General features: G+C 61.2%; 22 protein-coding genes and 1 tRNA gene. 14 read left to right on the top strand and 9 right to left on the bottom strand.

Annotated features, from left to right (window positions below; translation table 11 throughout):
* Positions 1–27 precede the first annotated feature (27 nt).
* The 3 genes from J2X43_RS07260 (at position 28) to J2X43_RS07250 (ending at position 2090) form a co-directional block, all read left to right on the top strand.
* Positions 28–567 (top strand): hypothetical protein, encoded by a 540-nt coding sequence (locus tag J2X43_RS07260; RefSeq protein ID WP_310292767.1) that lies wholly within the window; start codon positions 28–30, stop codon positions 565–567.
* Between the two features lie 94 nt (positions 568–661).
* Positions 662–823 carry a DUF1328 domain-containing protein gene (locus J2X43_RS07255; RefSeq protein ID WP_112387679.1) on the top strand — a complete coding sequence of 54 codons (162 nt, stop codon included), beginning with the start codon at positions 662–664 and terminating at the stop codon, positions 821–823.
* A gap of 220 nt (positions 824–1043) precedes the next feature.
* Positions 1044–2090 (top strand): GH25 family lysozyme, encoded by a 1047-nt coding sequence (locus J2X43_RS07250; RefSeq protein WP_310292763.1) that lies wholly within the window; start codon positions 1044–1046, stop codon positions 2088–2090.
* A 13-nt stretch (positions 2091–2103) separates the two neighbouring features.
* On the opposite strand, the gene J2X43_RS07245 is transcribed toward J2X43_RS07250, so the two are convergent.
* Both J2X43_RS07245 and J2X43_RS07240 read right to left on the bottom strand, forming a co-directional pair.
* Positions 2104–2871, bottom strand: a complete 768-nt coding sequence (locus tag J2X43_RS07245; protein ID WP_310292760.1) for a hypothetical protein — start codon at positions 2869–2871, stop codon at positions 2104–2106.
* 300 nt (positions 2872–3171) lie between these two features.
* Positions 3172–3245: transfer RNA gene (locus J2X43_RS07240), tRNA-Gln, on the bottom strand.
* Between the two features lie 245 nt (positions 3246–3490).
* Here J2X43_RS07240 and J2X43_RS07235 point away from each other — a divergent pair.
* Genes J2X43_RS07235 through J2X43_RS07225 form a run of 3 tightly spaced genes read left to right on the top strand, consistent with a single transcriptional unit; the run spans position 3491 to position 6198 of the window.
* Complete coding sequence (locus tag J2X43_RS07235) at positions 3491–5029, top strand: Ppx/GppA phosphatase family protein (protein WP_112514329.1); 1539 nt, start codon at positions 3491–3493, stop codon at positions 5027–5029.
* Positions 5030–5036: 7 nt separating this feature from the next.
* Positions 5037–5756 (top strand): RlmE family RNA methyltransferase, encoded by a 720-nt coding sequence (locus J2X43_RS07230; protein ID WP_112513910.1) that lies wholly within the window; start codon positions 5037–5039, stop codon positions 5754–5756.
* A gap of 58 nt (positions 5757–5814) precedes the next feature.
* On the top strand, positions 5815–6198 hold the full coding sequence (locus tag J2X43_RS07225; protein ID WP_310292757.1) for a VOC family protein: 384 nt from the start codon (positions 5815–5817) through the stop codon (positions 6196–6198).
* A gap of 1 nt (position 6199) precedes the next feature.
* On the opposite strand, the gene J2X43_RS07220 is transcribed toward J2X43_RS07225, so the two are convergent.
* Positions 6200–7624 (bottom strand): DHA2 family efflux MFS transporter permease subunit, encoded by a 1425-nt coding sequence (locus tag J2X43_RS07220; RefSeq protein ID WP_310292755.1) that lies wholly within the window; start codon positions 7622–7624, stop codon positions 6200–6202.
* A 236-nt stretch (positions 7625–7860) separates the two neighbouring features.
* On the opposite strand from J2X43_RS07220, the gene J2X43_RS07215 reads away from it, so the two are divergent.
* Positions 7861–8850 carry an MBL fold metallo-hydrolase gene (locus J2X43_RS07215; protein WP_310292752.1) on the top strand — a complete coding sequence of 330 codons (990 nt, stop codon included), beginning with the start codon at positions 7861–7863 and terminating at the stop codon, positions 8848–8850.
* A gap of 44 nt (positions 8851–8894) precedes the next feature.
* On the opposite strand, the gene J2X43_RS07210 is transcribed toward J2X43_RS07215, so the two are convergent.
* The gene (locus tag J2X43_RS07210) at positions 8895–9494 is read right to left on the bottom strand and encodes an SAM-dependent methyltransferase (protein WP_310292749.1); all 600 of its coding nucleotides are present in this window, start codon (positions 9492–9494) and stop codon (positions 8895–8897) included.
* Between the two features lie 297 nt (positions 9495–9791).
* Between J2X43_RS07210 and guaB the strand changes: the two genes are divergently transcribed.
* On the top strand, positions 9792–11276 hold the full coding sequence (gene guaB / locus J2X43_RS07205) for an IMP dehydrogenase (protein ID WP_112513905.1): 1485 nt from the start codon (positions 9792–9794) through the stop codon (positions 11274–11276).
* Between the two features lie 2 nt (positions 11277–11278).
* Positions 11279–11833, top strand: a complete 555-nt coding sequence (locus tag J2X43_RS07200; RefSeq protein ID WP_310292745.1) for a hypothetical protein — start codon at positions 11279–11281, stop codon at positions 11831–11833.
* Here the strand turns inward: J2X43_RS07200 and J2X43_RS07195 are convergent.
* Positions 11830–12744, bottom strand: a complete 915-nt coding sequence (locus tag J2X43_RS07195) for a LysR family transcriptional regulator (protein WP_310292743.1) — start codon at positions 12742–12744, stop codon at positions 11830–11832. The two genes, J2X43_RS07200 and J2X43_RS07195, sit on opposite strands and share 4 nt — an antisense overlap.
* 98 nt (positions 12745–12842) lie before the next feature.
* Between J2X43_RS07195 and J2X43_RS07190 the strand changes: the two genes are divergently transcribed.
* The 4 genes from J2X43_RS07190 (at position 12843) to J2X43_RS07175 (ending at position 15911) form a co-directional block, all read left to right on the top strand.
* On the top strand, positions 12843–13598 hold the full coding sequence (locus J2X43_RS07190; RefSeq protein ID WP_310292740.1) for an SDR family oxidoreductase: 756 nt from the start codon (positions 12843–12845) through the stop codon (positions 13596–13598).
* Between the two features lie 107 nt (positions 13599–13705).
* A complete protein-coding gene (locus J2X43_RS07185) occupies positions 13706–14125 on the top strand; it encodes an MAPEG family protein (protein WP_112387690.1) in 420 nt (139 codons plus the stop codon).
* A gap of 80 nt (positions 14126–14205) precedes the next feature.
* Entirely contained in the window at positions 14206–15081 is an 876-nt protein-coding gene (locus tag J2X43_RS07180; RefSeq protein ID WP_310292737.1) for a dienelactone hydrolase family protein, read from the top strand.
* A gap of 200 nt (positions 15082–15281) precedes the next feature.
* Complete coding sequence (locus J2X43_RS07175; protein ID WP_310292735.1) at positions 15282–15911, top strand: TetR/AcrR family transcriptional regulator; 630 nt, start codon at positions 15282–15284, stop codon at positions 15909–15911.
* A 3-nt stretch (positions 15912–15914) separates the two neighbouring features.
* Here J2X43_RS07175 and J2X43_RS07170 read toward each other — a convergent pair whose 3' ends face one another.
* Complete coding sequence (locus J2X43_RS07170; RefSeq protein WP_112387692.1) at positions 15915–16871, bottom strand: LysR substrate-binding domain-containing protein; 957 nt, start codon at positions 16869–16871, stop codon at positions 15915–15917.
* Positions 16872–17074: 203 nt separating this feature from the next.
* On the opposite strand from J2X43_RS07170, the gene J2X43_RS07165 reads away from it, so the two are divergent.
* Complete coding sequence (locus J2X43_RS07165) at positions 17075–17374, top strand: DUF1127 domain-containing protein (RefSeq protein ID WP_112513899.1); 300 nt, start codon at positions 17075–17077, stop codon at positions 17372–17374.
* An 88-nt stretch (positions 17375–17462) separates the two neighbouring features.
* Here the strand turns inward: J2X43_RS07165 and J2X43_RS07160 are convergent, their stop codons facing one another.
* From J2X43_RS07160 to J2X43_RS07150, 3 genes are all read right to left on the bottom strand, one after another.
* Complete coding sequence (locus J2X43_RS07160; RefSeq protein WP_310292727.1) at positions 17463–18326, bottom strand: DUF937 domain-containing protein; 864 nt, start codon at positions 18324–18326, stop codon at positions 17463–17465.
* Positions 18327–18409: 83 nt separating this feature from the next.
* Positions 18410–19783: a glutamate--cysteine ligase gene (locus J2X43_RS07155; protein WP_310292724.1), complete on the bottom strand. Its 1374-nt coding sequence runs from the start codon at positions 19781–19783 to the stop codon at positions 18410–18412.
* Between the two features lie 149 nt (positions 19784–19932).
* On the bottom strand, positions 19933–20670 hold the full coding sequence (locus J2X43_RS07150; protein WP_310292721.1) for a 16S rRNA (uracil(1498)-N(3))-methyltransferase: 738 nt from the start codon (positions 20668–20670) through the stop codon (positions 19933–19935).
* Between the last annotated feature and the right edge of the window lie 11 nt (positions 20671–20681).

Genomic DNA, 20681 nt, shown 5'->3' with positions numbered 1-20681 from the left:
TGCGTGGTTTTGCCTGAGCCTCTCCTAATGAAGGGGCGCATCAGCGTGAACTGGATCAATCGTTATATCGACGAGCCGTTGCTGGAAGGCGCGGCGAGCGTGCTCAGGGCATGGCATATCCGCACCGGCCAGGCGCCGGAAAGGCTGGAGCCGGTCTGGAATCTCATCGTCATCTCGCTGCTCACGGCAGGCTGCTGGTATGGGCTCGCGGGTATGCCGCTGGCACTCAGCCTAGCGGCTCTCATGGCGCTTGCGCTGCCGTCGCTGCGTAAGCTTCTGCGGCTGAAGAAATCCAACCGTTATGACGCCCGCCAATACAAGTCGGCTCGCGCCCGCGCCGTTTCCAAGCGAGAGGCCGAATGGTCGCTACGCATGACGGTGCTTTCGGTATCGGGCGGCCTGCCGTTTCTGGCGGGCAGCGACGATCCTGTTGGACACGCCTTCATGGCCGGCGCCTGCGTCTGGTTCGTGCTGACGGCGCCGGTCAAGTTCTATCTGGATGCCGCCGAGCCGCCGGCGCCCGATCAGGGCGACCGCGCCGAACGCGCGCTCTTCAATTTCGGCTGACAGCTGACGCGAAATCTCATTCTGAAGCGGCCGCCCATGGAACTAAGTCCTTGGGCGGCCGTTATTATGTCAGTCCAACGCATAGGAGATCGCCATGCTGTATTACGCTCTGGTATTCCTCGTCGTGGCACTGATTGCCGGCGTGCTCGGCTTCGGCGGCATTGCAGGCGCTTCGGCGTCCATCGCGCAGGTTCTTTTCTTCATATTCCTGGTTCTCTTCGTCGTCTCGCTCGTCATGCGCTTGATGCGCCGCTGACGGCAGCGAACGAACAGGATCGCATCCCGGCCCGGCGGTGAAACGCCGGGTTTTCTGTATCTTTAACAAGTGCTTGCGTGCGAAAATGACACGCACGTCCGGAAAATTCCGGCGTAAAGATTGGATTCAACATTTCCCGGTAAACTGTCGTTAGCCATTCTTCCGGCCCCGTTCGGGCCTGATGAAGCCAATGTCGTTTTCTGTGTTGTGTACGGGTTCCATGCGTTTTTCGGCTGTTCCTGCGATCTTTCTTGCCTGCCTGACGGTGTCGGGCTGCGCATCCAGCACGACCCCCGAGGGTCTGGTTTCCGGTGTGGTGTCGAAGGAAACGACGAGCTCGGTGTCCCCGCCGCCAGCGCCCGTTCCGGCCGCGCCTGTCTATGCGCAGGCCGCGCCCTCAGCCCCCATGCCGCATCAGGAAGAGCTGGCCTGGGCAGGCCAGGTGCCGCAGCCACAGGCCTTCGAGCCCGTCAATCGCGTCGTCGGCGCCCCGGTTCCGGCCGAGCGCCCGGAAGCGCTGATGGCGGCACCCGTGCCGATGGCCGAACCCGCATTCGCCCCGCGCACCCGCTCGCGCATCTATGCCCACCAGTTCCGCGATGCCAAGCCGATCAATTTCGGCCGCGCCTCGCCGCGCAAGCTCGCCGTCCACGGCGTTGACGTCTCGCGCTGGCAGGGCAATATCGACTGGGCGACGCTGAGAACCCAAGGCGCCAACTTCGCCTATATCAAGGCCACCGACGGCGGCGACCATCTCGACCCGATGTTCCGCACCAACTGGCAGCGCGCCAAGGCCGCGGGCATGAAGCGCGGCGCCTATCATTTCTTCTACTGGTGCCGCACCGCCGGCGAACAGGCAGACTGGTTCATGCGCAACGTGCCGCGCGATCCCGATGCCTTGCCGCCTGTTATCGACGTCGAGTGGAACGGCGAATCCAGCTGCAAGCGCCGCCCGTCACCCGAGCGCGTCGTCGAAAAGATGCAGGTCTTCATGGACAAGCTGGAGCGCTACTACGGCAAGCGCCCGATTATCTACACGGCGCCCGATTTCTACCGCGACAACCTGCGCGGCCAGTTCCCAAGCCACCCCTTCTGGCTCCGCTCCGTCGCCGCCCACCCGGCCCAAGTCTATCCCGGCCGCCGCTGGATGCTCTGGCAATATTCGGGTTCAGGGCTGTCACAGGGCGTTCAGGGCAAGATCGATTTGAACGTGTTCCATGGGTCCGAGGCGGAGTGGCATGACTTTGCTTCGCCGCGGGAAGGGTGAGGATGCCGCCTTGTTAAAGGTCGTCCGAATGCAAGCGATAATCTTTACCGCCCTCAAGATCTTCGCTTCGGCAGGCCACACCGAGAAAAACGTAGGACTGCGAGAATTGAGCGATGAAGGCGAACATCTGTTTGTCCTCTGAGCCATACCAAACGTATGTGAATTGATCGCCTAGATTGGTGTTCTGTCGGGTTGTCCTGATCGTGTTCGGAAACATCGGCGCAATTGTCCTGATAAGCGTCTCAGAATTGCGCGCGATAACCTGGGTTCGGAAAGTTCTGATCATGTGTGTCGTTGGCATGACCTCTTTCATATGCTTGTAGTAGAGTGCGCAGGTCAGCCGACGTTCGAAAGCTTCAAAAGCTTTCCGATTTTCATTCGGCATCTCGGCGATCGGCGCTGACGCGGCGGGCTCGTCTGGGGGGTGCGAGAGATTATAGAGTGGCAGCGCGCGCTTCTTGGCGTTTGCCGTAACGTCGAGTCTCGGCAGATACTCCGGGTTATTGTTTCGAACACCCGACAGGAGCTTCAAAAACTGGTCGCTAGGTGTAGTGCCCGAGTGATCGCCAAGTTTCATGTAAAGCGCAGCAACTTGCTCAAGCGGGCCAGCTTTATTGTTACAAGCTTTGCAGGCCGGGAAGACATAACCCTCTGGCCACACTCGATTTATGAAGCACTCGCGAGAGGGTACATGGTCTTCCGTCTCAGATGCTGACCCGCAGAAAAAGCACAACGGATGCTTTAAGAGGAATAGCTCTTTTCTGCGTTTGCTGGCACCCATCGGTAGCTTCCAATCATGCGCCTGTCATCCTCCTTGCTACGAGCTAGATGATCGGAGACTTGATCACCTTGACGTCTGAGCGCGAGGGCGTTGATTCGCTTAGTCTGGGCATCTTTGAGCGTCTTGTCGAACAGGCTGCAGCTCGTTCCATCGATTTTCAGGCGGCAAGCCTAGGCAGAAACTTTCCTCCACGGTAGCTTGGCGATACAACTATAGCGCGGCCCATCGAGACGCGTACGCGGACTGAAAATGTCCGACTCCGCTATATGGCGGAGTTATCATCTTAATGAAGAGAAAATTTGGCTGGGGAACCTGGACTCGAACCAAGATTAACGGAGTCAGAGTCCGTCGTTCTACCATTGAACTATTCCCCAGCAGGAGCGGCGCGTCGGCCGCTTCGCTGTCGTGCGGGGCTTATAACCAAATCGCGGCGGAATGCAAATAGCTGTTTTGAAAAAATTTCAGGGCATGTGGATGATGCGTTTCAGGGGCTTCTAAAACTGATTTCAAAAAGAATTTGGTGATTTTGGCATGCGCTGGTATTCTTGCGGCAACGCAAAAATCTAATGAGCGCCAGCAGCATACCGTTCAGGCCTTGCGCGGCGCGTGGAAAAACAACGTGGAAGACCCCGAAGGCGGCGCCAAGCCGCAATTTGACGGGGCGCCAGCGGCACAGCGCAAGGACGGCAAAAAGTCCAGGCGCCGCAAGGGAAAACGTGGCGGCCAGAACCGCAACGCGCCCCAGACCGCTTCGCAGACCGCCTCCGGACCCTCTGGAGACGCTGCGCGCCCAACGGAAAACACAGCAGGGAATCCGTCCCGCAAGCGCAAGCGTCGCCGCCGTGGCAGTGCTGCGCCGCAAACCGGCGCGGCGCCGCAGGCCGCCGTTCAGCATCAGAAGGTTGCCGATGGTGCGGCGAATCCATCTGGCGATTCGGAGCATGCCTCGCGCCGCAACCGGCGCAAGCATCGCGGCAAGCGCGGCCTGCAGGGCCGTCCGCTGACGCCGGAGAAGACCGCTTCTCAGCCATCGTCTGCTGCAAATCAGCCGTCCGCCCGGGCGAACAGTCATGCCGATGCGCGAAGCGGCGACCAGCCACGCCCGCATCGCCCCGGCGAACGCGAGCATCACGGCTTCGAACATCCCTGGCCGGACGAGCTCTATGCGGCGCTCGACCTCGGCACCAATAATTGCCGCCTGCTGATTGCCCAGCCGACGCGTCCAGGCCAGTTCCGTGTCGTCGATGCCTTCTCACGCATCGTCCGGCTCGGCGAGGGGCTGGCGGCCAGCGGCCGTCTCTCCGACGAGGCGATGGATCGCGCCGTCGATGCGCTTCGCGTCTGCGCCGGCAAATTGAAGAACCGCGAAATCCGCCGCATGCGGCTGATCGCCACCGAAGCCTGCCGCCAGGCATCGAACGGCGAAGCGTTCCTGGAGCGCGTCGTTGCCGAGACGGGTCTGGATCTCGAGATCATCGACCGCGAAACCGAAGCCCGGCTTGCGGTCTCCGGATGCTCGTCGCTCGTCGGGCGTGAAACGCGCTCCGTCGTACTCTTCGATATCGGCGGCGGCTCGTCCGAGATCGCCGTCATCCGTATCGGCGAAAACCGCTTCAGCCGCCTGGCGAATCACATCACCCACTGGACCTCGCTGCCGGTCGGCGTCGTCACGCTGTCCGAACGCCATGGCGGCCGGGATGTAACGCCCGATGTCTTCGAAGGCATGGTCAGCGAAGTCGCGGGCATGCTCTCCGGTTTCGATTGCCCCGATATCGAGGTTGCCCAGTCGACCGATTTCCATCTGATCGGCACATCGGGCACAGTGACGACGCTTGCCGGCGTGCATCTCGATCTGCCACGTTATGATCGCCGTAAGGTGGATGGTATCTGGCTGTCGGACGATGAGGTTTCGGCCATGCAGGCGAAGCTCCTGTCGTGGGATTTTGCAAGCCGCGCCGCCAATCCGTGCATCGGCCCCGACCGGGCCGATCTGGTTCTGGCCGGTTGCGCCATTTTGGAAGCCATCCGCCGCCGCTGGCCGAGCCCGCGCATGCGCGTTGCCGATCGCGGCTTGAGGGAAGGCCTGTTGACCGACATGATGGCGGATGATGGCGTCTGGCGCCGTCACCGCAATCGCCGCGGCCAGCGTGGAAGGTAAGAGAACAATGACCAAGGCACCCATTGCGGGCAACCGCACCGGCCGCAAGCTCGGCCAGCGCGTCAAGAACAAGAAGATGAAGGCGTCGTCGCGCCAGTGGCTGCAGCGCCATATCAACGATCCCTATGTGCAGCGCGCGCAGCTCGAGGGCTATCGCGCCCGCGCGGCCTTCAAGCTGCTGGAGATCGACGAGAAGTACAACATCCTCAAGGGCGCCCGCCGCATCATCGATCTCGGCGCTGCGCCGGGCAGCTGGTCGCAGATCGCCGCCAAGGTCACCGGTTCGACCGACGAGGATATCCGCGTCGCGGCCATCGACTTCCTGGAAATGACGCAGCTTCCGGGCGTCAAGGTTCTGCAGCTCGACTTCCTGGATCCATCGGCGCCGGCAGCGCTGTTGGAAGCCGTCGGCGGCACGCCTGACCTAGTCATCTCCGACATGGCGGCGCCGACTACCGGCCATCACCGCACCGACCATCTGCGCACCATGCATCTCTGCGAGGTCGCGGCGCATTTCGCCATCGAGGTGCTGGGTGAAGGCGGTCACTTCCTGACCAAGACCTTCCAAGGCGGCACCGAGCGCGAGCTGCTGACCATGCTGAAGCAGCATTTCAAGCAGGTCGTCCACGTCAAGCCGGCATCGTCGCGCGCCGAATCGGTCGAGATGTTCCTGCTCGCCAAGGGCTTCAAAGGCCGTCAAAAACAGGTTGACGTTACGGAAGCTTGATCTTTCGGGTGAACTGGGGCGATTATGACAGTCCCAAGACTTGGAATATCACAGACCCATGCTTCTCTATCTGACCCTCGGAACCAATGACATCGAGCGGGCACGGCATTTCTATGATGCCATCATGCCGCCGCTCGGCTATCGCTGCCAGCGCTATTCGGAAGAAGAAATCGGCTATTCGGCCGATGGCGACACCCGCTGCCGGCTCTGGGTGGTCACGCCGTTCAACCGGCGCCGCGCGTCGAATGGCAATGGCACGATGGCCGCACTGTCTGCGGCGAGCCGGGCCGATGTTGATGCCTTCTACGCGGCGGCGATCGCCGCGGGCGGCAAGGACGAAGGCGAACCGGGCCTTCGCCCGTTCCACGACAGTTTCTACGCCGCCTATATTAGAGATCCCGATGGCAACAAGCTCAGCGCCGTCTGCGAGTTGCCGGAATAGGCTATTTCACCGCCTGCTGCTCGGCCTCGATGGCGGCAGGCGTGATCGGCTTGCCACGATGGCCGGAGACCACGGCCCCGGCATTCCTGTCCATGCGGATGAACGGGATCATCGCAATGAGCGTCAGGCCGGCGATGACGTAGAAGGCGACGTGGAAATCGGCCACCTGAAGCGCTTCACCGCGGAAATAGATGCAGGTTTCCAGGATCATGGCGGCAACGGAAACGCCGAGCGCCAGGCTGATCTGCTGCATCACCGAACTCATCGACGTCGCCTGGCTGGCCTCCGAATCCTTGATGTCGGCAAAGGCCAGCGCATTGATGCCGGTGAAGATGAACGATCGCGAGAAGCCGCCGATCAGCAGAATGATGACGATCGCCAGATGCGGGGTCTCCGGCGTGAAGAAGCCCGTTGCGGCGGTGACAACGGTCGTCACGCACGCCGCAGTCAGCAGCGTCGAGCGGAAACCGGCGGCGGCAAAGACGCGGCGCGCCATGAACTTGGTGGTGATCGCCCCGATCGCCCCCGAGAAGGTGATGAGGCCGGATTGAAACGGCGTCAGGCCGAAGCCGAGCTGCAGCATCAGCGGTGTCAGGAATGGCATGGCGCCGACGCAGATGCGAAACAGCGTGCCGCCCGTGGTCGAGGCGCGGAAGGTGGCGTTCTTGAAGAGGTCGAGGTTCAGGATCGGCGCCGGGTGGCTTCGGGCGTGGCGGACGTAAAGCCAGCCGCAGATGAGACCGACGATTGTCGCCGTGATGCCAATGACCGGCGGCAGCGCAGGCAGGCTGACGACCGAGAGGCCGAAGACGACGCCAGCCGCGGAAACGGATGTCAGGACAAACCCGATGACATCGAGTTTCGGCGGCCGCGTCGCCTCCACATGCGGCAGGAAGATCGTCGCCAGCCACACGCCGATGACGCCGACCGGAACATTGATCAGGAAGATCCAGTGCCAGCTGAAATAGGTGGTGATGAAGCCGCCGAGCGGCGGGCCTGCCAGCGGGCCCACCAGCGCCGGAATGGTGAGCAGCGCCATGGCCGAAACGAGGTCGCTGCGCTGCGTCGTTCGCACCAGCACGAGGCGTCCAACCGGGGTCATCATCGAGCCACCGATACCCTGCAGGAAGCGGGCGAAGACGAATTCGACGAGATTGGACGAGCTGGCGCAGAAGATCGAGCCGACGACGAAGACGCAGATGGCCAGGCGGAAGATATTCTTGGCGCCGAACCTGTCGGCCATCCAGCCGCTGATCGGAATGAAGACGGCAAGCGATACCATGTAGGAGGTCAGCGCCAGCTTCAGGGTGATCGGGTTGACATGCAGGTCATTGGCGATCGCCGGCAGTGCGGTGGCGATAACAGTCGAATCCATCTGCTCCATGAACAGAGCGACGGCAAGGATCAGCGGAACGATGCGGTTCATAGGCGAAAGCCTTGAATGGTCTTTGGGGGCGGCTGCTGTTTAGTCCCGGGCTCGGTCTCTGCCAATCCCGGAAATGCTGAAGTCTACACATCCGCTTCACGTCTGCGTGAGACGGCTTGTTCGACAACTTCTCCTTTCAACATTGACATATGCTTACGCCGCCGCGGCCAGAAATGCCCGGCAAGCACGTGGGGATGAGTGCGAATAGAGATCGCACGTTGCCAGAGGATGGATATATGGCAGTTTCATTGGGGATGAAGCGGCGCACGCTTTTTGCCGCAGGTCTTGGCCTGCTGGCGGCGCCGGCCATTTTGAGAATACCGGCCCAGGCGGCCGAGACCGGAGATAAAGCAAAGATGACGACAGCATTGCCAGAGATCAATCAATTCAAGCTGGGTTCCTTCAAGATCACCGCCGTCCGCGACGGCAGCAACGTGCTGGAGAAGCCGTTCGAAACCTTCGGCACCAATCAGGAGCCGGAAGCAGTGAAGACGCTGCTCACCGAAAACTTCCTGCCTGCCGACAAGTTCGTGAACAGCTATTCGCCCGCGATCATCGATACCGGTTCCGATGTGATCCTCGTCGATACCGGCTTCGGTGCCGGCGGCCGCGAGCGTGGCCTGGGCAAGTTGCAGGATGGCCTGAAGGCTGCCGGCTACAGCGTCGATGACGTCACCGTCGTGGCACTGACGCATATGCATGGCGACCATATCGGCGGCATGATGGAAGGCGGCGCCCCGGCTTTCAAGAACGCCCGCTATGTCGCCGGTCAGGCGGAATACGATTTCTGGACCGACAAGGCTCGCGAAGGCACACCGGCCGAAGGCGGCCACAAGGCGGTTCTCGCCAATGTCATGCCCTTTGCCGAAAAGACCACCTTCATCAAGGAAGGCGATTCCGTCGTTAGCGGCATCACTGCGATGCTGGCGCCCGGCCATACGCCCGGCCACATGGTCTTCCATGCGCAGTCCGACAACAAGCAGCTGGTTTTTACAGGCGATACGGCAAACCATTACATCCTGTCGCTGCTGCATCCTGAATGGGAAGTTCGCTTCGACATGAACAAGGCCGAGGCCGCCGCCTCGCGCAAAAAGGTGTTCGACCTGATCGCCACCGACAAGATCGCTTTCCTCGGCTATCACATGCCGTTCCCGGCGGTCGGCTTCGTCGAAAAGCAGGGCGCCGGCTACCGCTTCGTCCCCAAGAGCTATCAGTTCGATATCTGACATGAGGCGGGAGCGGGCCCACACCGCTCCCGTTTTTTCAACGCTCAGTCGCCCTGCCAGAAGGGCAGGGTGGTCCGCTTCGAGATACGGTACACGGCGGCCGGCGGAAAATTCTGGATCGTCCGTCCCAGGAACACCGCCTTGAGGCCTAGCCTGTCGAGGATCGGGCGTGGCACCGGGCATCGCGGGCCGTAGGTGAACTGGTAGAATTTCCCTTGCCTGCCGAGATGCCGGAACGCGCCGGCGAGAATAGCCATCACCTGGCGCGGCGGCATGGAGAGCAGCGGCAAGCCGCTGATGACGGCGCCCGCCGGGCCGCCGATATCGAGCTGTCCGATCTTCGCCGCATCGCTTTCGACAATCGCCGCCTGCGGAAACCGCACCGCAAGCATGCCGGTGAATTCGCGGCCTTTCTCGATCAGCACCAGGTCGCTCTCGGCAACGCCGCGGCCGATCAGTGCGCGCGTGAAGACGCCGGTGCCCGGCCCGAGTTCGATGACGCGGCCAGCTGCCGGGTCGATCTCCTGGGTAATGAGCTGGGCCAGCGAGCGGCCCGACGGAATGGCGGAGGCAACGCGCAGCGGATTTCGCAGCCAGGCGCGCAGAAATAGAAACGTGTCGGAGGATGTGCAGGTGGTGTTCACGGCTTGCAGCTCCAGTGCCCGTTGGAATTGGCGGATTGTATTGTCTTGAAGAGAATGCGGTCCAGCCCGTGGACACATGGGAAACGGACATGCCGGAAACAAGGCTGCGTGGCCTGGGAATGCGCCACATCGTCCTATTCCCTGGACGCGCAGCAGGCATTCGCGTTTTGCTATTCCCAACCTGTCATAGACGTGTTACCAGCCCTCGCCAACTTCCAAAGCAACCCTTGCACACCGCCGGTGCGGACGATTCGTTCCGGGTGGGGTCGCATTTTTCTTATTTGAAGGAAATTGGCCATGGCTCGCATCATTGAAACGCCGACCGGTTTGGACGCACTCACGTTTGACGACGTGCTGTTGCAGCCCGGTCATTCCGAAGTTCTGCCGGGCCAGACCAGCGTCGCGACACGTATCGCAACCGACTTCGAACTGAATATCCCGATCATTTCGTCTGCCATGGACACCGTCACGGAAAGCCGTCTGGCGATCGCCATGGCCCAGGCCGGCGGCCTCGGTGTCATCCACAAGAACCTGACGCCTGTCGAACAGGCCGAGCAGGTCCGCCAGGTCAAGAAGTTCGAAAGCGGCATGGTCGTCAACCCTGTCACCATCGGCCCCGATGCGACGCTCGCTGATGCGCTGGGCCTGATGAAAATGTACTCGATCTCCGGTATCCCGGTCGTCGAGAAGTCCGGCCGCCTCGTCGGCATTCTCACCAACCGCGACGTTCGCTTCGCCTCCGATCCTTCGCAGAAGATCTACGAGCTGATGACCCGCGAAGGCCTGATTACCGTCAAGGAAAATGTCGATCAGCAGGAAGCCAAGCGCCTTCTGCACGCGCACCGCATCGAGAAGCTGCTGGTCGTTGATGGCGAAGGCCGCTGCGTCGGCCTGATCACCGTCAAGGACATCGAGAAGTCTCAGCTGAACCCGAACGCTTCGAAGGATGCGCAGGGCCGTCTTCGAGCCGCCGCTGCTGTCGGCGTTGGTGACGATGGTTTCGAGCGTGCCGAGCGCCTGATCGAAGCCGGCGTCGACCTTCTGGTCGTCGATACCGCCCATGGTCATTCGCAGGGCGTTCTCAATGCCGTGGCGCGCGTCAAGAAGCTCTCCAACTCGGTTCGCGTCATGGCGGGCAACGTCGCCACCTCTGATGGCACCAAGGCGCTGATCGATGCCGGTGCGGATGCGGTCAAGGTCGGTATCGGCCCGGGTTCGATCTGCACGACGCGTATCGTCGCCGGTGTCGGCGTTCCGCAGCTCGCAGCCATCATGTCGGCTGTCGAAGCAGCGCAGGCGCAGGACGTCCCTGTGATCGCCGATGGCGGCATCAAGTTCTCCGGCGACGTTGCCAAGGCGATCGCCTCGGGCGCATCGGCCGTCATGATCGGCTCGTTGCTCGCCGGCACCGACGAAAGCCCGGGCGAAGTTTATCTTTACCAGGGCCGTTCCTTCAAAGCCTATCGCGGCATGGGCTCCGTCGGCGCCATGGCCCGCGGCTCGGCAGACCGCTACTTCCAGGCTGAAGTCCGCGACACGCTGAAGCTCGTGCCTGAGGGTATCGAGGGCCAGGTTCCCTACAAGGGACCGGTATCGGGCGTGCTGCACCAGCTCGCAGGCGGCCTGAAGGCTGCCATGGGTTATGTCGGCGGCAAGGACCTCAAGGAGTTCCAGGAACGCGCCACCTTCGTGCGCATTTCCGGCGCCGGTCTGCGCGAAAGCCATCCGCATGACGTGACGATCACCCGCGAAAGCCCGAACTATCCGGGCTCTGGCGTCTGATCATGACAGCGGGCAGCCGGATACCGCTCCGCATCATCGGGCTGCTCGCCATTCTCTGCATTGCCGCTTTTGGCTGGGCGCTCTTCGGTTTCGTCCTACCCTTTCAGCACGAAACCGGCCGCGCCATGCTCGATACCTATGTCGCAGGCTATGACGAGGCGACTGTCGCGGCCATGCAGGCCTTGCTGAAGGACAATGCCGCTGCCTATGGAATTCTCCGTTCCATGTATCTCGGCCCTGAGCTGGTGTTGCCCGCCTTGCTGGCGATGCTGCTCCTGAGCCTCATCCTCAAGCTCGAGACCACAGGGCGATACTTTGGCAAGCCGGTTCGCCCGGCTCTTGTAAAAGCCGTCCTGGCATTGCCGCTCATCTATGCGTTTTCCGATTATGCCGAAAACATATCCAGCCTGATTGCCTTCGGCGGCAGCCCGTCTTCGACCACCGCGGTCACTATCCTGCCCTGGCTGACCAAGCTGAAATTCGCCTCGCTCGCCGTCACGGTGATCGCCATCATCCGCTTCGCGCTGATCCGTTTCGGACCGAAGGACGACGCCTAGCGCGGCCAGCGCCAGGGCGGGTTAGAAAGCCGCGCAATCATGAATTCCGACAGTGCCTCGATCTTCGCCGGGCGTGCCCGCGCCGATGGCGTCACGAAATAGAGCGCCCCGCTCGGCAGCGTCCAGTCCGGTAGGATCGCCTTCAGCCGCCCGTCCGCCAGATATTCGCTGGCCAGGAACTCCGGAAGTTCGCAGATCCCGAGACCGCGCAGCGCAAGCGGCACCAGAGCTTCGGAATTGGTCGCCCTCAACGGCCCGCTAGGCGTCACATATTCCTCATCGCCCTGCCGGTTCTTCAGGCGCCAGACATCCTGCTTCGGCCGGTAGGAGTAGCCGAGCAGATGATGGGCGGCGAGATCGCGTGGATGGTCGGGGCAGCCGTATTTCTCAAGGTAGGCAGGTGCGGCCAGAATGAACGGCGCAACCGGCGCCAGCCGCCGTGCGACCAGCGATGAGTCGGGCAGCACGGCAATCCTGAGCGCCGCGTCGAAGCCGTCGCCGACGAGATCGACGCTGGCATCGCTCATATGCAAGTCGATGCTGATGTCAGGATATTGTTCGAAGAAATCGGGCAGGATCGGCGCCACCCAGCGCAGGCCGAAGGACATCGGCACAGCCAGCCGGATCAACCCGCGCGGACGGCTGGAGAGTTCGCGGGCGGCATTTTCCATCTCTTCCGCTTCGCAATAGATGCGCGTTGCCCGGTCGGCGAGCCGGGCGCCGAACTCGGTCAGCGACAGCTGCCGGGAAGTGCGGTTGAAAAGCCGCGCGCCGAGCCGTTCTTCCAACCTGGCGACACCGCGCGAGACGGTGGCAACCGAGACGCCGAGCGTCTTTGCCGCGCGGGCAAAAGAGCGTTCCTCCGCCACCTTGGCAAACATCGCGAGGCCTTCGAAATCCGGCAATTTCATTGTTTCAAATCTGCAATGATGACTTTCATTTCTTTCTATTCCGAAATGATCTGGTCGTCCATATCTCAGCATCAGTCGAACACAAGGAGACGACTGATATGACCCAGAGACTGAATGGAAAGATTGCTGTCATCACCGGCGCCACCTCGGGCATCGGCCTTGCCACCGCCAAACGTTTCGCCGCCGAAGGCGCACGCGTCTTTATCACCGGCCGCCGCGCCGATGTGCTGCAGAAAGCCGTCGCCGAAATCGGCGGCAATGCCACCGGCATTCAGGCCGACTCGGCAAAGCTCGCCGATCTCGACAGGCTCTACGCGCAGGTGAAGGCGGAAGCCGGCCGCATCGATGTGCTCTTCGTCAATGCTGGCGGCGGCTCGTTCGCTCCGATCGGCGAAATCACCGAGGAGCAGTATGACGATACCTTCGGCCGCAATGTGAAGGGCGTGCTCTTCACCGTGCAGAAGGCGCTGCCGCTGCTCGCCAAAGGCTCCTCCGTTATCCTCACCGGCTCGACGGCAGGCTCGACCGGCACTCCCGCCTTCAGCGTCTATGCCGCTTCCAAGGCTGCGATCCGCAATTTCTCGCGCAACTGGATCCTCGACCTCAAGGATCGCGGCATCCGCATCAATACGCTGAGCCCCGGCCCGACCGAGACCACCGGTCTCGTCGAACTTGCCGGTCAGGACAAGGCGCAGCAGCAGGGCTTGCTCGATCTGCTGGCCGGTCAGGTCCCGATGGGCCGCGTCGGCCGCGCGGATGAGATTGCCGCCGCCGCGCTCTTCCTCGCCTCCGATGACTCGAGCTTCGTCACCGGTGCCGAGCTCTTTGCCGACGGCGGTATCGCCCAGGTCTGAATCTCATGCCCGCTGCGTCTTTTCGCGGCGGGCATTCCTCTGGCAAGCGCTTTCCTTTTCCTTTACTGCTCTGAAAAATTTGAATGAAGCGGAAAGGAAATGCCCATATGACCGGTTTCGAGATCTTCTGGCCGATCGTCGGCCAAGTCGTCCTGGTCTTCATCCTTTACGGCCTGCTCGGCTACCGCCGCCGCCGGATGGTGAGGCAGGGCAAGATCAGGATTTCCGAATACCGCGAAAACCGGGATGAGCCGCCCGAGAGCCTTTTCGTCAAGAACAGCATCGCCAATCAGTTCGAGCTGCCGGTTCTCTTCTATGTCTGCTGTGTGCTTCTCTATATCACCGAGGCCGACAATCTTCCGTCGCTCGTGCTCGCCTGGCTCTTCGTCGTGCTGCGCTATGCACACGCCTATGTTCACGTGACCAGCAACAACATGCGAATCCGCAGCCCGCTCTTTGCGCTCGGCTGTGCCGCTCTGCTCGGCATGTGGGCCTGGCTGATCGGCTGGATGGCCTTCAGCGGGTAACGCATATTTGTACACCGCTTGTTTTGCACTGACCTATCTTCCTGCTCGGGCATGGCCCGGGTAGGGAAGAGGAGATCGATATGGACAAGCCGGAAATCACACAGGCGATGATCAGCGCCTATGATGAATACACACATCTGACATTGGACCGCCGCGGCTTCATGGACAAGCTGACGAAGCTTGCCGGATCCGCAGGCGCCGCCGCCGTCATCGCCCCGATGCTGGCGGCAAACAAGGCCGCAGCCGAAATGGTGCCGGCCGGCGACGAACGGCTGACGGCGAAGGACGTGACTTATCCGAGCGGCAGCGGCGATACGAAGGGGTATCTCGTTGAGCCGAAGGCCACATCCGGCAAGATCGGCAGCGTCATCGTCATTCATGAGAACCGCGGCCTCAACCCGCATATCCGCGATGTCGCCCGCCGCATGGCGCTGGAAGGCTTCATCGCGCTGGCGCCAGACTTCCTGTCGCCGCTCGGCGGCACGCCTGAAAACGAGGATCAGGCCCGCGAGCTCTTCGGCAAGCTCGATGCCGCAGCCACAGCGGCCAATGCCGAAGCGACGCTGAAATATCTGCAGACGCTGCCCAATGCGAATGGCAATGTCGGCGCCATTGGTTTCTGCTGGGGCGGCGGCACGGTCAACAACTTCGCCACCAAATCGCCGGAGCTCAAGGCGGGTGTCGCCTATTATGGCGCCCAGCCGAAGGCAGATCAGGTGCCCGGTATCAAGGCGGCGCTGATGCTGCACTATGCCGGTCTCGACGATCGCATCAATGCCGGCATCGATGCCTACAAGAAGGAGCTGGAGGCCAACGGCAAGAATTTCCAGATCTTCGTCTATGATGGCGTCAATCACGCGTTCAACAACGATACGTCGTCTGCGCGATACGACAAGAAGGCTGCTGATTTGGCCTGGAGCCGCACCGTGGATTTCCTCAAGAAGAACCTGGCCTGATCTTTCGGCTGCCAAGTCATCCACAGGGTTAGACATGAAAAATCGGGGCATTTTGCTCCGATTTTTGTCGAGTTTGACAGTTCGATAAAATGCGAAGTTTTCCCTTCACGGCGCATGAAGACCTGCATGCCATATCGCTCGGATGCGCCGGTTTGAGACAGCTGCCGCCGCTCAAGAATAAGCTGTGGGGGCGGGTCGGCATGAGCATAGACAATGTGGATCGCATCGGCCTGCGCCGGAAACCGAAGCAGGAGCGCAGCATTCAGCGTTTCGATCTCATCCTGTCCGCTGCCGCCGAGATCATCGCCGAAAAGGGCGTCAGTGCCATGCGCATGACCGAACTTGCGGTCGCCGCCAAGGTGCCGATCGGCTCGGTCTATCAGTACTTTCCCGAAAAGGCGGCAATCGTCAAAGCGCTGTTCGATCGTCATGCCAGCGAGGTGCAGGCCAAGACCGCGCAGGTCTTCGCCAACGTCCACTCACTGGAAGACGCCCTTCATCTCATCGAGGGGATGATCGACTGGTACTACGATGCCTATCGCAACGACCCGACCTATCTCGGCGTCTGGATGGGCACCGAAACCGATCAGGATCTGCTGCGGCTGAACATCGATCACAGCAATCGGGTTGCCGACATCTTCTACGAAGCCGTCAAGCGCGTAGCGCCGGAACTCGAAGCGATCGACATGCAGGCACGCACCTATCTCTTCAGCCACTTGATTGGCGCCTCGATCCGTCTTGCGGTCAAGAGCGAGGAAGAACTGGCGTTGCGCATGCTCGGTGAATGGAAGCGCGTGATCCGCGCTTCGCTCTTCTCCAAGGCAAGCTGAAACTTACCAGCTCGGCACCATGTTGGCAGCCTTCAGCCGCGGGTAGTTGCGCGCATAGGCGGTCTTCAGATCGGCTTCCAGATTGTCGTCGACGACAGCAGGCGTGATGTTGTCGAGGCAGGCCGTGATGTGGGCCGTGATCGCATTCATCAGCGAGATGGAAACGCCGGGACGCTTCATGATGCCGATCTGAACCGGGGGCAGGGCGGGGAAGCCGTCTGCCTGGCTGAGCACCTTCATACCGGTTCTCAGCGCCGATTCCGGCATGACCGAGACGGCCATGCCCGCCAGCACGGCAGCAGCAACAACAGTGCAGGACCAGCTGGTGAACAGGATCTGATGCTCGCGTCCGACGGCATCGAGCGCCGAGCAGGCAAGCTGGCGCCACTGGCAGTCGCGGCGGCCGACGGCAAGCGGCACCGGCGCGTCGTCACGGATCGGATGGTTGGCCGAGCCGACCCAGCAGAGCGGTTCGGTTCTGACAACATCCGACATGCGTTCGCGGGGGTTATGGGTGACGAGCGCGATATCGAGCTCGCCCTTATGCATGCGCTCGGCAAGGTCCACCGATGGTTCGCAAACGATATAGAGCTCGACATTCGGATGCGTCTTGGCGAAACGGCCGATGATCTCAGGCATGTAACGGTCGGCATAGTCGTCGGGCGTGCCGATGCGCAGCATGCCTTCGAGACGATTGTCGTCGAAAGCCGCCATCGCCTCGTTATTCAGGCGGATGATCCGCCGCGCATAGTTGAGCAGCTTCTCGCCCTCGGCCGTCAGCCGGTTGCCGCGGCCGTCCTTGATGAACAGCTGCTTGCCGATCCGCTCTTCCAGCCGCCGCATCTGCATCGAGACCGCCGACTGCGTCTTGTAGACGCGATCTGCCGCCTTGGTGAAGCTGCCGGAATCGACGATGGCGATGAAGGTCTGCAACTGGTCAATATCAAGAGGCGCTGACATGGGCTCACCTATAACGATCTCTGATAATAACCATTAGAAACATTCGTTGGACTGATCAATAGGCCTTTGGCATCTTCAGCGTGCAAATCAAGCAAAGTGAAGGACAGAGACCCTTCTGTCCGCCTTGAGTTCCAGCCCGTATGCCTTCCCGCTCGACCTCGCGGGAGGGGTGGGTTGTTGCGCCCGAAAGAAAGGAGAGTTCGATGCGCATGATTGACCAGACTTTAGAACTCGACTGTGCCAAGCAGCCTGTGAGCGTGTCCGCACGCCTTGCCGGCATCCTTGCGCCGCTCGCTGCTCTCTTTCGCGGCTACCGCAATCGCAGAGCAATCAACGGTCTTACGGAGCTTGATGACTATCAGTTGCGGGATATCGGCCTGACCCGCGCCGATATCGCCTCCGCCCTGCTGACATCGACCTTTTTCGAGGACCCGTCACCGCAGCTGACCGACTCCGCCCGCCGCCGCTGGCGCCTGTCGATCTTCCGCTCCTATATCGATTAGGAGCGGACCCTTTTTCCCCGCAGGGTGATAGCCAATAGCCCTGCCTCTTAACCCGGTGACCGCTTTCCCAAGCCGTCTCCGGGTTTTTTTATGGTTTGGAGGAGGGGGAGGGTGCTTTCGGGCGGTAGGCGTCGAAGATCGATTCCAGGTTCTTCTGGTAGCTCTTCTGCACCTCAAGCCCGCTGTCGAACATGGAGTTGAGCATATCCATGTAGCCCGCCGTCTGCTCCTTCGCCTCGTCTTTCGGAGGCTCCGGCGCCTTGGTCGGTTGCTGCGGCTGGTTCATCCCCGCCATCATGTCCTGGAATGCCTTGGCGAAGGGATTGTCGAGAAATGGATTGGCTGTGGCCTTCTCCGGTTCAGGCTTCGGCACGCTGAACATCAGTTGCATCGCCTGCGTGAAGGGATTGTCGAAGATGCTGGGCTCGGGTGCGGCCTTCTGTTTCGGCGCAAAACCGGTGCTCTCCAGCCATGTCTGGATCGTCTCGCCCATCGCCGTGTTGACGAAGGGATTGACCGGCGATGACATCTGACCCATCGACTGCTTGAACAGCCCGCCCATCAGCGTGCTGGCGATCACCGGCAGCATCTGCTTGTAGATCTCCTGGCCGATCCCGGTCATCTGTGCCGCCTGAGCCGCAACGGCGCGGGAGACCTCTTGAGAGCCGAACAGTTGTGCAAGGACATTGTTGCCGTCGGTCACGCCCTGCGGCGTGAAGGCTTTGCTCATGTCCTCGAAATACTTGCCGTAATTTCCCGAGGAGACCGATTGCATCAGCCCCATGAAATCATAGGGATTGCTTGTGCTGCGTTTCAGTCCGGCGGAGAAGGCCGGCATCAGCGCCGCCATCGCCTTGGTCGCCTGTTCCTGCGCAAGGTTGAACTGCTTGGCGATGGCATCCATCGCCGCGCCATTCTGCGCCTGCATCATCATGTCGAAGAGTGGCAGCATGGGCAGTCCTTCCGCTGTTTAGTGCGTTGAATCGCTACTATAAACGGAAATAGGAATGCGCAAACGGCTTTTTGCCGGAGACCTTAGTACTGATATTCCTCGAAGACAGGTTCGACCGAGCCGTTCCAACGGCCGTTGAAGCGGGCGAGCAGGTCCTCCGCGAGCGTCGCCTTCTTGGCCATCACCTCATCGAGCGGCGACAGGAAGATCGTCTCGTCCTGGCCTTCCTTGTTGAGGCGATTGCGCGACTTCAGGCCGGCCTTGGAAATAGCAAGCACATCCTTCGCTGCGTCGAACAAGGCATGACCACGGAACGAAGCCTTCAGGCCCTCGGCCGGAACGGCATTGCGCAGGGCCACGACCTCTTCGAACGTCCAGTCCTTGGTAAACTGGTCGGCAGCTTCGAGCGCCGCTTCATCATAGAGCAGGCCGACCCAGAAGGCGGGTAGCGCACAGATGCGGCGCCACGGGCCGCCATCGGCGCCGCGCATCTCAAGGAAGCGCTTCAGCCGTACATCCGGGAACAGCGTCGAGAGGTGGTTGGTCCAGTCGCCCATCGTCGGCTCCCAGTCCTTGATCTCGCTCTTCAGCGCGCCGTTCATGAACTGGCGGAAGGTGACGTGGGTACAGTCCTTATAGCGGCCGTCGCGGACGATGAAATACATCGGCACGTCGAGCGCCCATTCGGCATAGTCCTTGAAGCCGAAATCGTTGCGGAAGGTGAAATCGAGCGGGCCCGAGCGGCGGTTGTCGGTATCCGTCCAGATGTCGCCGCGCCAGGAGAGTAGGCCGTTCGGCTTGTTTTCGGTAAACGGCGAGGAGGCAAACAGCGCTGTCGCGAACGACTGCAGCTTCATCGAAACGCGCATCTTCTTGCGCATGTCGGCTTCCGAGGAGAAGTCGAGGTTCACCTGGATCGTGCAGGTCCGGTACATCATGTCGAGCCCCTTGCTGCCGACCTTCGGCATGTAGCGGGTCATGATGTCGTAACGGGATTTCGGCATGCGCGGCGTTTCCGCCAGCGTCCATTTCGGGCTGCCGCCGATGCCGAGGAAGCGGATACCCATCGGCTCGGCGATCTCGCGCAGCACGGCGAGATGCTGGTTGGATTCCCTGCAGGTCTCGTGGATGGTTTCGAGCGGGGCACCCGACAGTTCGAACTGGCCACCGGGCTCGATCGAGATCGCGCCCATGCCGTGCTGTTCGCCAAGGCCGATGATATTCTCACCGTCCATGATCGGCTCCCAGCCGGAACGTTCCTGCAGGCCCTTCAACAGCGCGGAAATGCTGGCATCGCCAGCGTAGGGAACGGGGCTGTTGTCGGCGCGGAAGAAGGCGAACTTCTCATGCTCGGTGCCGATGCGGAATTTTTCCTTCGGCTTGTTCCCCGCAGCAAGATAATCGGTCAGCTCCTGAACCGAAGAGAGCGGTGTCTGGTCGGTGGTGTCGCGAGCCATGCAAATCTAACCTGTATTCTGGGGGAACGCCTTTTGGGCGCGGCAATGGAAGGGTGATTAGGACCGCTCTCAGGTATGTTGCAAGTGAAATTCTTTCAACGCCGGTTCAAAAAAATAGCATCCTGTATCTTGAGTGAATAGGCGCAAGGTTAATTCCAGTCGCCGAGCGCTGCCTGAATGACGGCCATTGCCGCTACAGCAGCCGTATCCGCACGCAGGATTCTCGGGCCGAGTGGGATGGCGGTGACGAAATTGAGGTTGCGCAGCCGGGCGCGCTCCTCTTCCGAAAATCCGCCTTCCGGGCCGACCAGAAGCGCCAGCTTCCTTTCGGTGATCGCCGAGAGCAGCGGCAGCGGATTCTGCCCGGCATCGGCCTCGTCGCAATAGATGATCCGACGATCGCTGGACCAGCCGTCCAGAAGATCGAAAAGTCTCACGGGTTCGGCGACATCGGGAATGCCGAGAATACCGCACTGCTCTGCCGCCTCGATGACGTTGGCCTTGAGCTTGTCGAGATTGGTGATCTTGCCCTGCACATGCTGGGTCATGACCGGCTGCAGAACGCCGGCTCCCATCTCCACCGCCTTCTGCACCAGATAGTCCAGCCGCCCCACTTTCAGCGGCGCGAAGAGATAGTGAAGATCGGATGGCGCCGGCTGCGGCCGCGTCTGTTCGACCGGTGTCAGCAGGATGCGCTTGCGGGTCGGAAAGGCGAGGGTGGCTTTCCATTCCCCATCCCGGCCGTTGAAAACGAGAATCTCCGCGCCGTCGGTCAGGCGCAGCACATTCGCCAGGTAATTATACTGGTCGGAGCTGGCTTCGACGGCGGCATTGGCGGCAAGCGGTGCGTCGATGAACAGCCGCTGCATGCGGAAATTGGCGCGCATTATAGATTTCC

Origin of the sequence: Rhizobium sp. BE258 (genome assembly GCF_031457345.1) — a bacterium.
Taxonomy (GTDB): domain Bacteria; phylum Pseudomonadota; class Alphaproteobacteria; order Rhizobiales; family Rhizobiaceae; genus Rhizobium.
The sequence above is the reverse complement of the archived record's forward strand: the minus strand, read 5'-3'. Positions and strand labels throughout refer to the sequence as shown.

What these genes read in the sequence shown, in the direction of transcription:
- J2X43_RS07260 (WP_310292767.1), top strand. Translation starts at nt 28, where the DNA reads ATGAAGGGGCGCATCAGCGTGAACTGGATCAATCGTTATATCGACGAG.
- J2X43_RS07255 (WP_112387679.1), top strand. Translation starts at nt 662, where the DNA reads ATGCTGTATTACGCTCTGGTATTCCTCGTCGTGGCACTGATTGCCGGC.
- J2X43_RS07250 (WP_310292763.1), top strand. Translation starts at nt 1,044, where the DNA reads ATGCGTTTTTCGGCTGTTCCTGCGATCTTTCTTGCCTGCCTGACGGTG.
- J2X43_RS07245 (WP_310292760.1), bottom strand. Translation starts at nt 2,871, where the DNA reads ATGGGTGCCAGCAAACGCAGAAAAGAGCTATTCCTCTTAAAGCATCCG.
- J2X43_RS07230 (WP_112513910.1), top strand. Translation starts at nt 5,037, where the DNA reads ATGACCAAGGCACCCATTGCGGGCAACCGCACCGGCCGCAAGCTCGGC.
- J2X43_RS07225 (WP_310292757.1), top strand. Translation starts at nt 5,815, where the DNA reads ATGCTTCTCTATCTGACCCTCGGAACCAATGACATCGAGCGGGCACGG.
- J2X43_RS07220 (WP_310292755.1), bottom strand. Translation starts at nt 7,624, where the DNA reads ATGAACCGCATCGTTCCGCTGATCCTTGCCGTCGCTCTGTTCATGGAG.
- J2X43_RS07215 (WP_310292752.1), top strand. Translation starts at nt 7,861, where the DNA reads ATGGCAGTTTCATTGGGGATGAAGCGGCGCACGCTTTTTGCCGCAGGT.
- guaB (WP_112513905.1), top strand. Translation starts at nt 9,792, where the DNA reads ATGGCTCGCATCATTGAAACGCCGACCGGTTTGGACGCACTCACGTTT.
- J2X43_RS07200 (WP_310292745.1), top strand. Translation starts at nt 11,279, where the DNA reads ATGACAGCGGGCAGCCGGATACCGCTCCGCATCATCGGGCTGCTCGCC.
- J2X43_RS07195 (WP_310292743.1), bottom strand. Translation starts at nt 12,744, where the DNA reads ATGAAATTGCCGGATTTCGAAGGCCTCGCGATGTTTGCCAAGGTGGCG.
- J2X43_RS07190 (WP_310292740.1), top strand. Translation starts at nt 12,843, where the DNA reads ATGACCCAGAGACTGAATGGAAAGATTGCTGTCATCACCGGCGCCACC.
- J2X43_RS07185 (WP_112387690.1), top strand. Translation starts at nt 13,706, where the DNA reads ATGACCGGTTTCGAGATCTTCTGGCCGATCGTCGGCCAAGTCGTCCTG.
- J2X43_RS07180 (WP_310292737.1), top strand. Translation starts at nt 14,206, where the DNA reads ATGGACAAGCCGGAAATCACACAGGCGATGATCAGCGCCTATGATGAA.
- J2X43_RS07175 (WP_310292735.1), top strand. Translation starts at nt 15,282, where the DNA reads ATGAGCATAGACAATGTGGATCGCATCGGCCTGCGCCGGAAACCGAAG.
- J2X43_RS07170 (WP_112387692.1), bottom strand. Translation starts at nt 16,871, where the DNA reads ATGTCAGCGCCTCTTGATATTGACCAGTTGCAGACCTTCATCGCCATC.
- J2X43_RS07165 (WP_112513899.1), top strand. Translation starts at nt 17,075, where the DNA reads ATGCGCATGATTGACCAGACTTTAGAACTCGACTGTGCCAAGCAGCCT.
- J2X43_RS07160 (WP_310292727.1), bottom strand. Translation starts at nt 18,326, where the DNA reads ATGCTGCCACTCTTCGACATGATGATGCAGGCGCAGAATGGCGCGGCG.
- J2X43_RS07155 (WP_310292724.1), bottom strand. Translation starts at nt 19,783, where the DNA reads ATGGCTCGCGACACCACCGACCAGACACCGCTCTCTTCGGTTCAGGAG.
- J2X43_RS07150 (WP_310292721.1), bottom strand. Translation starts at nt 20,670, where the DNA reads ATGCGCGCCAATTTCCGCATGCAGCGGCTGTTCATCGACGCACCGCTT.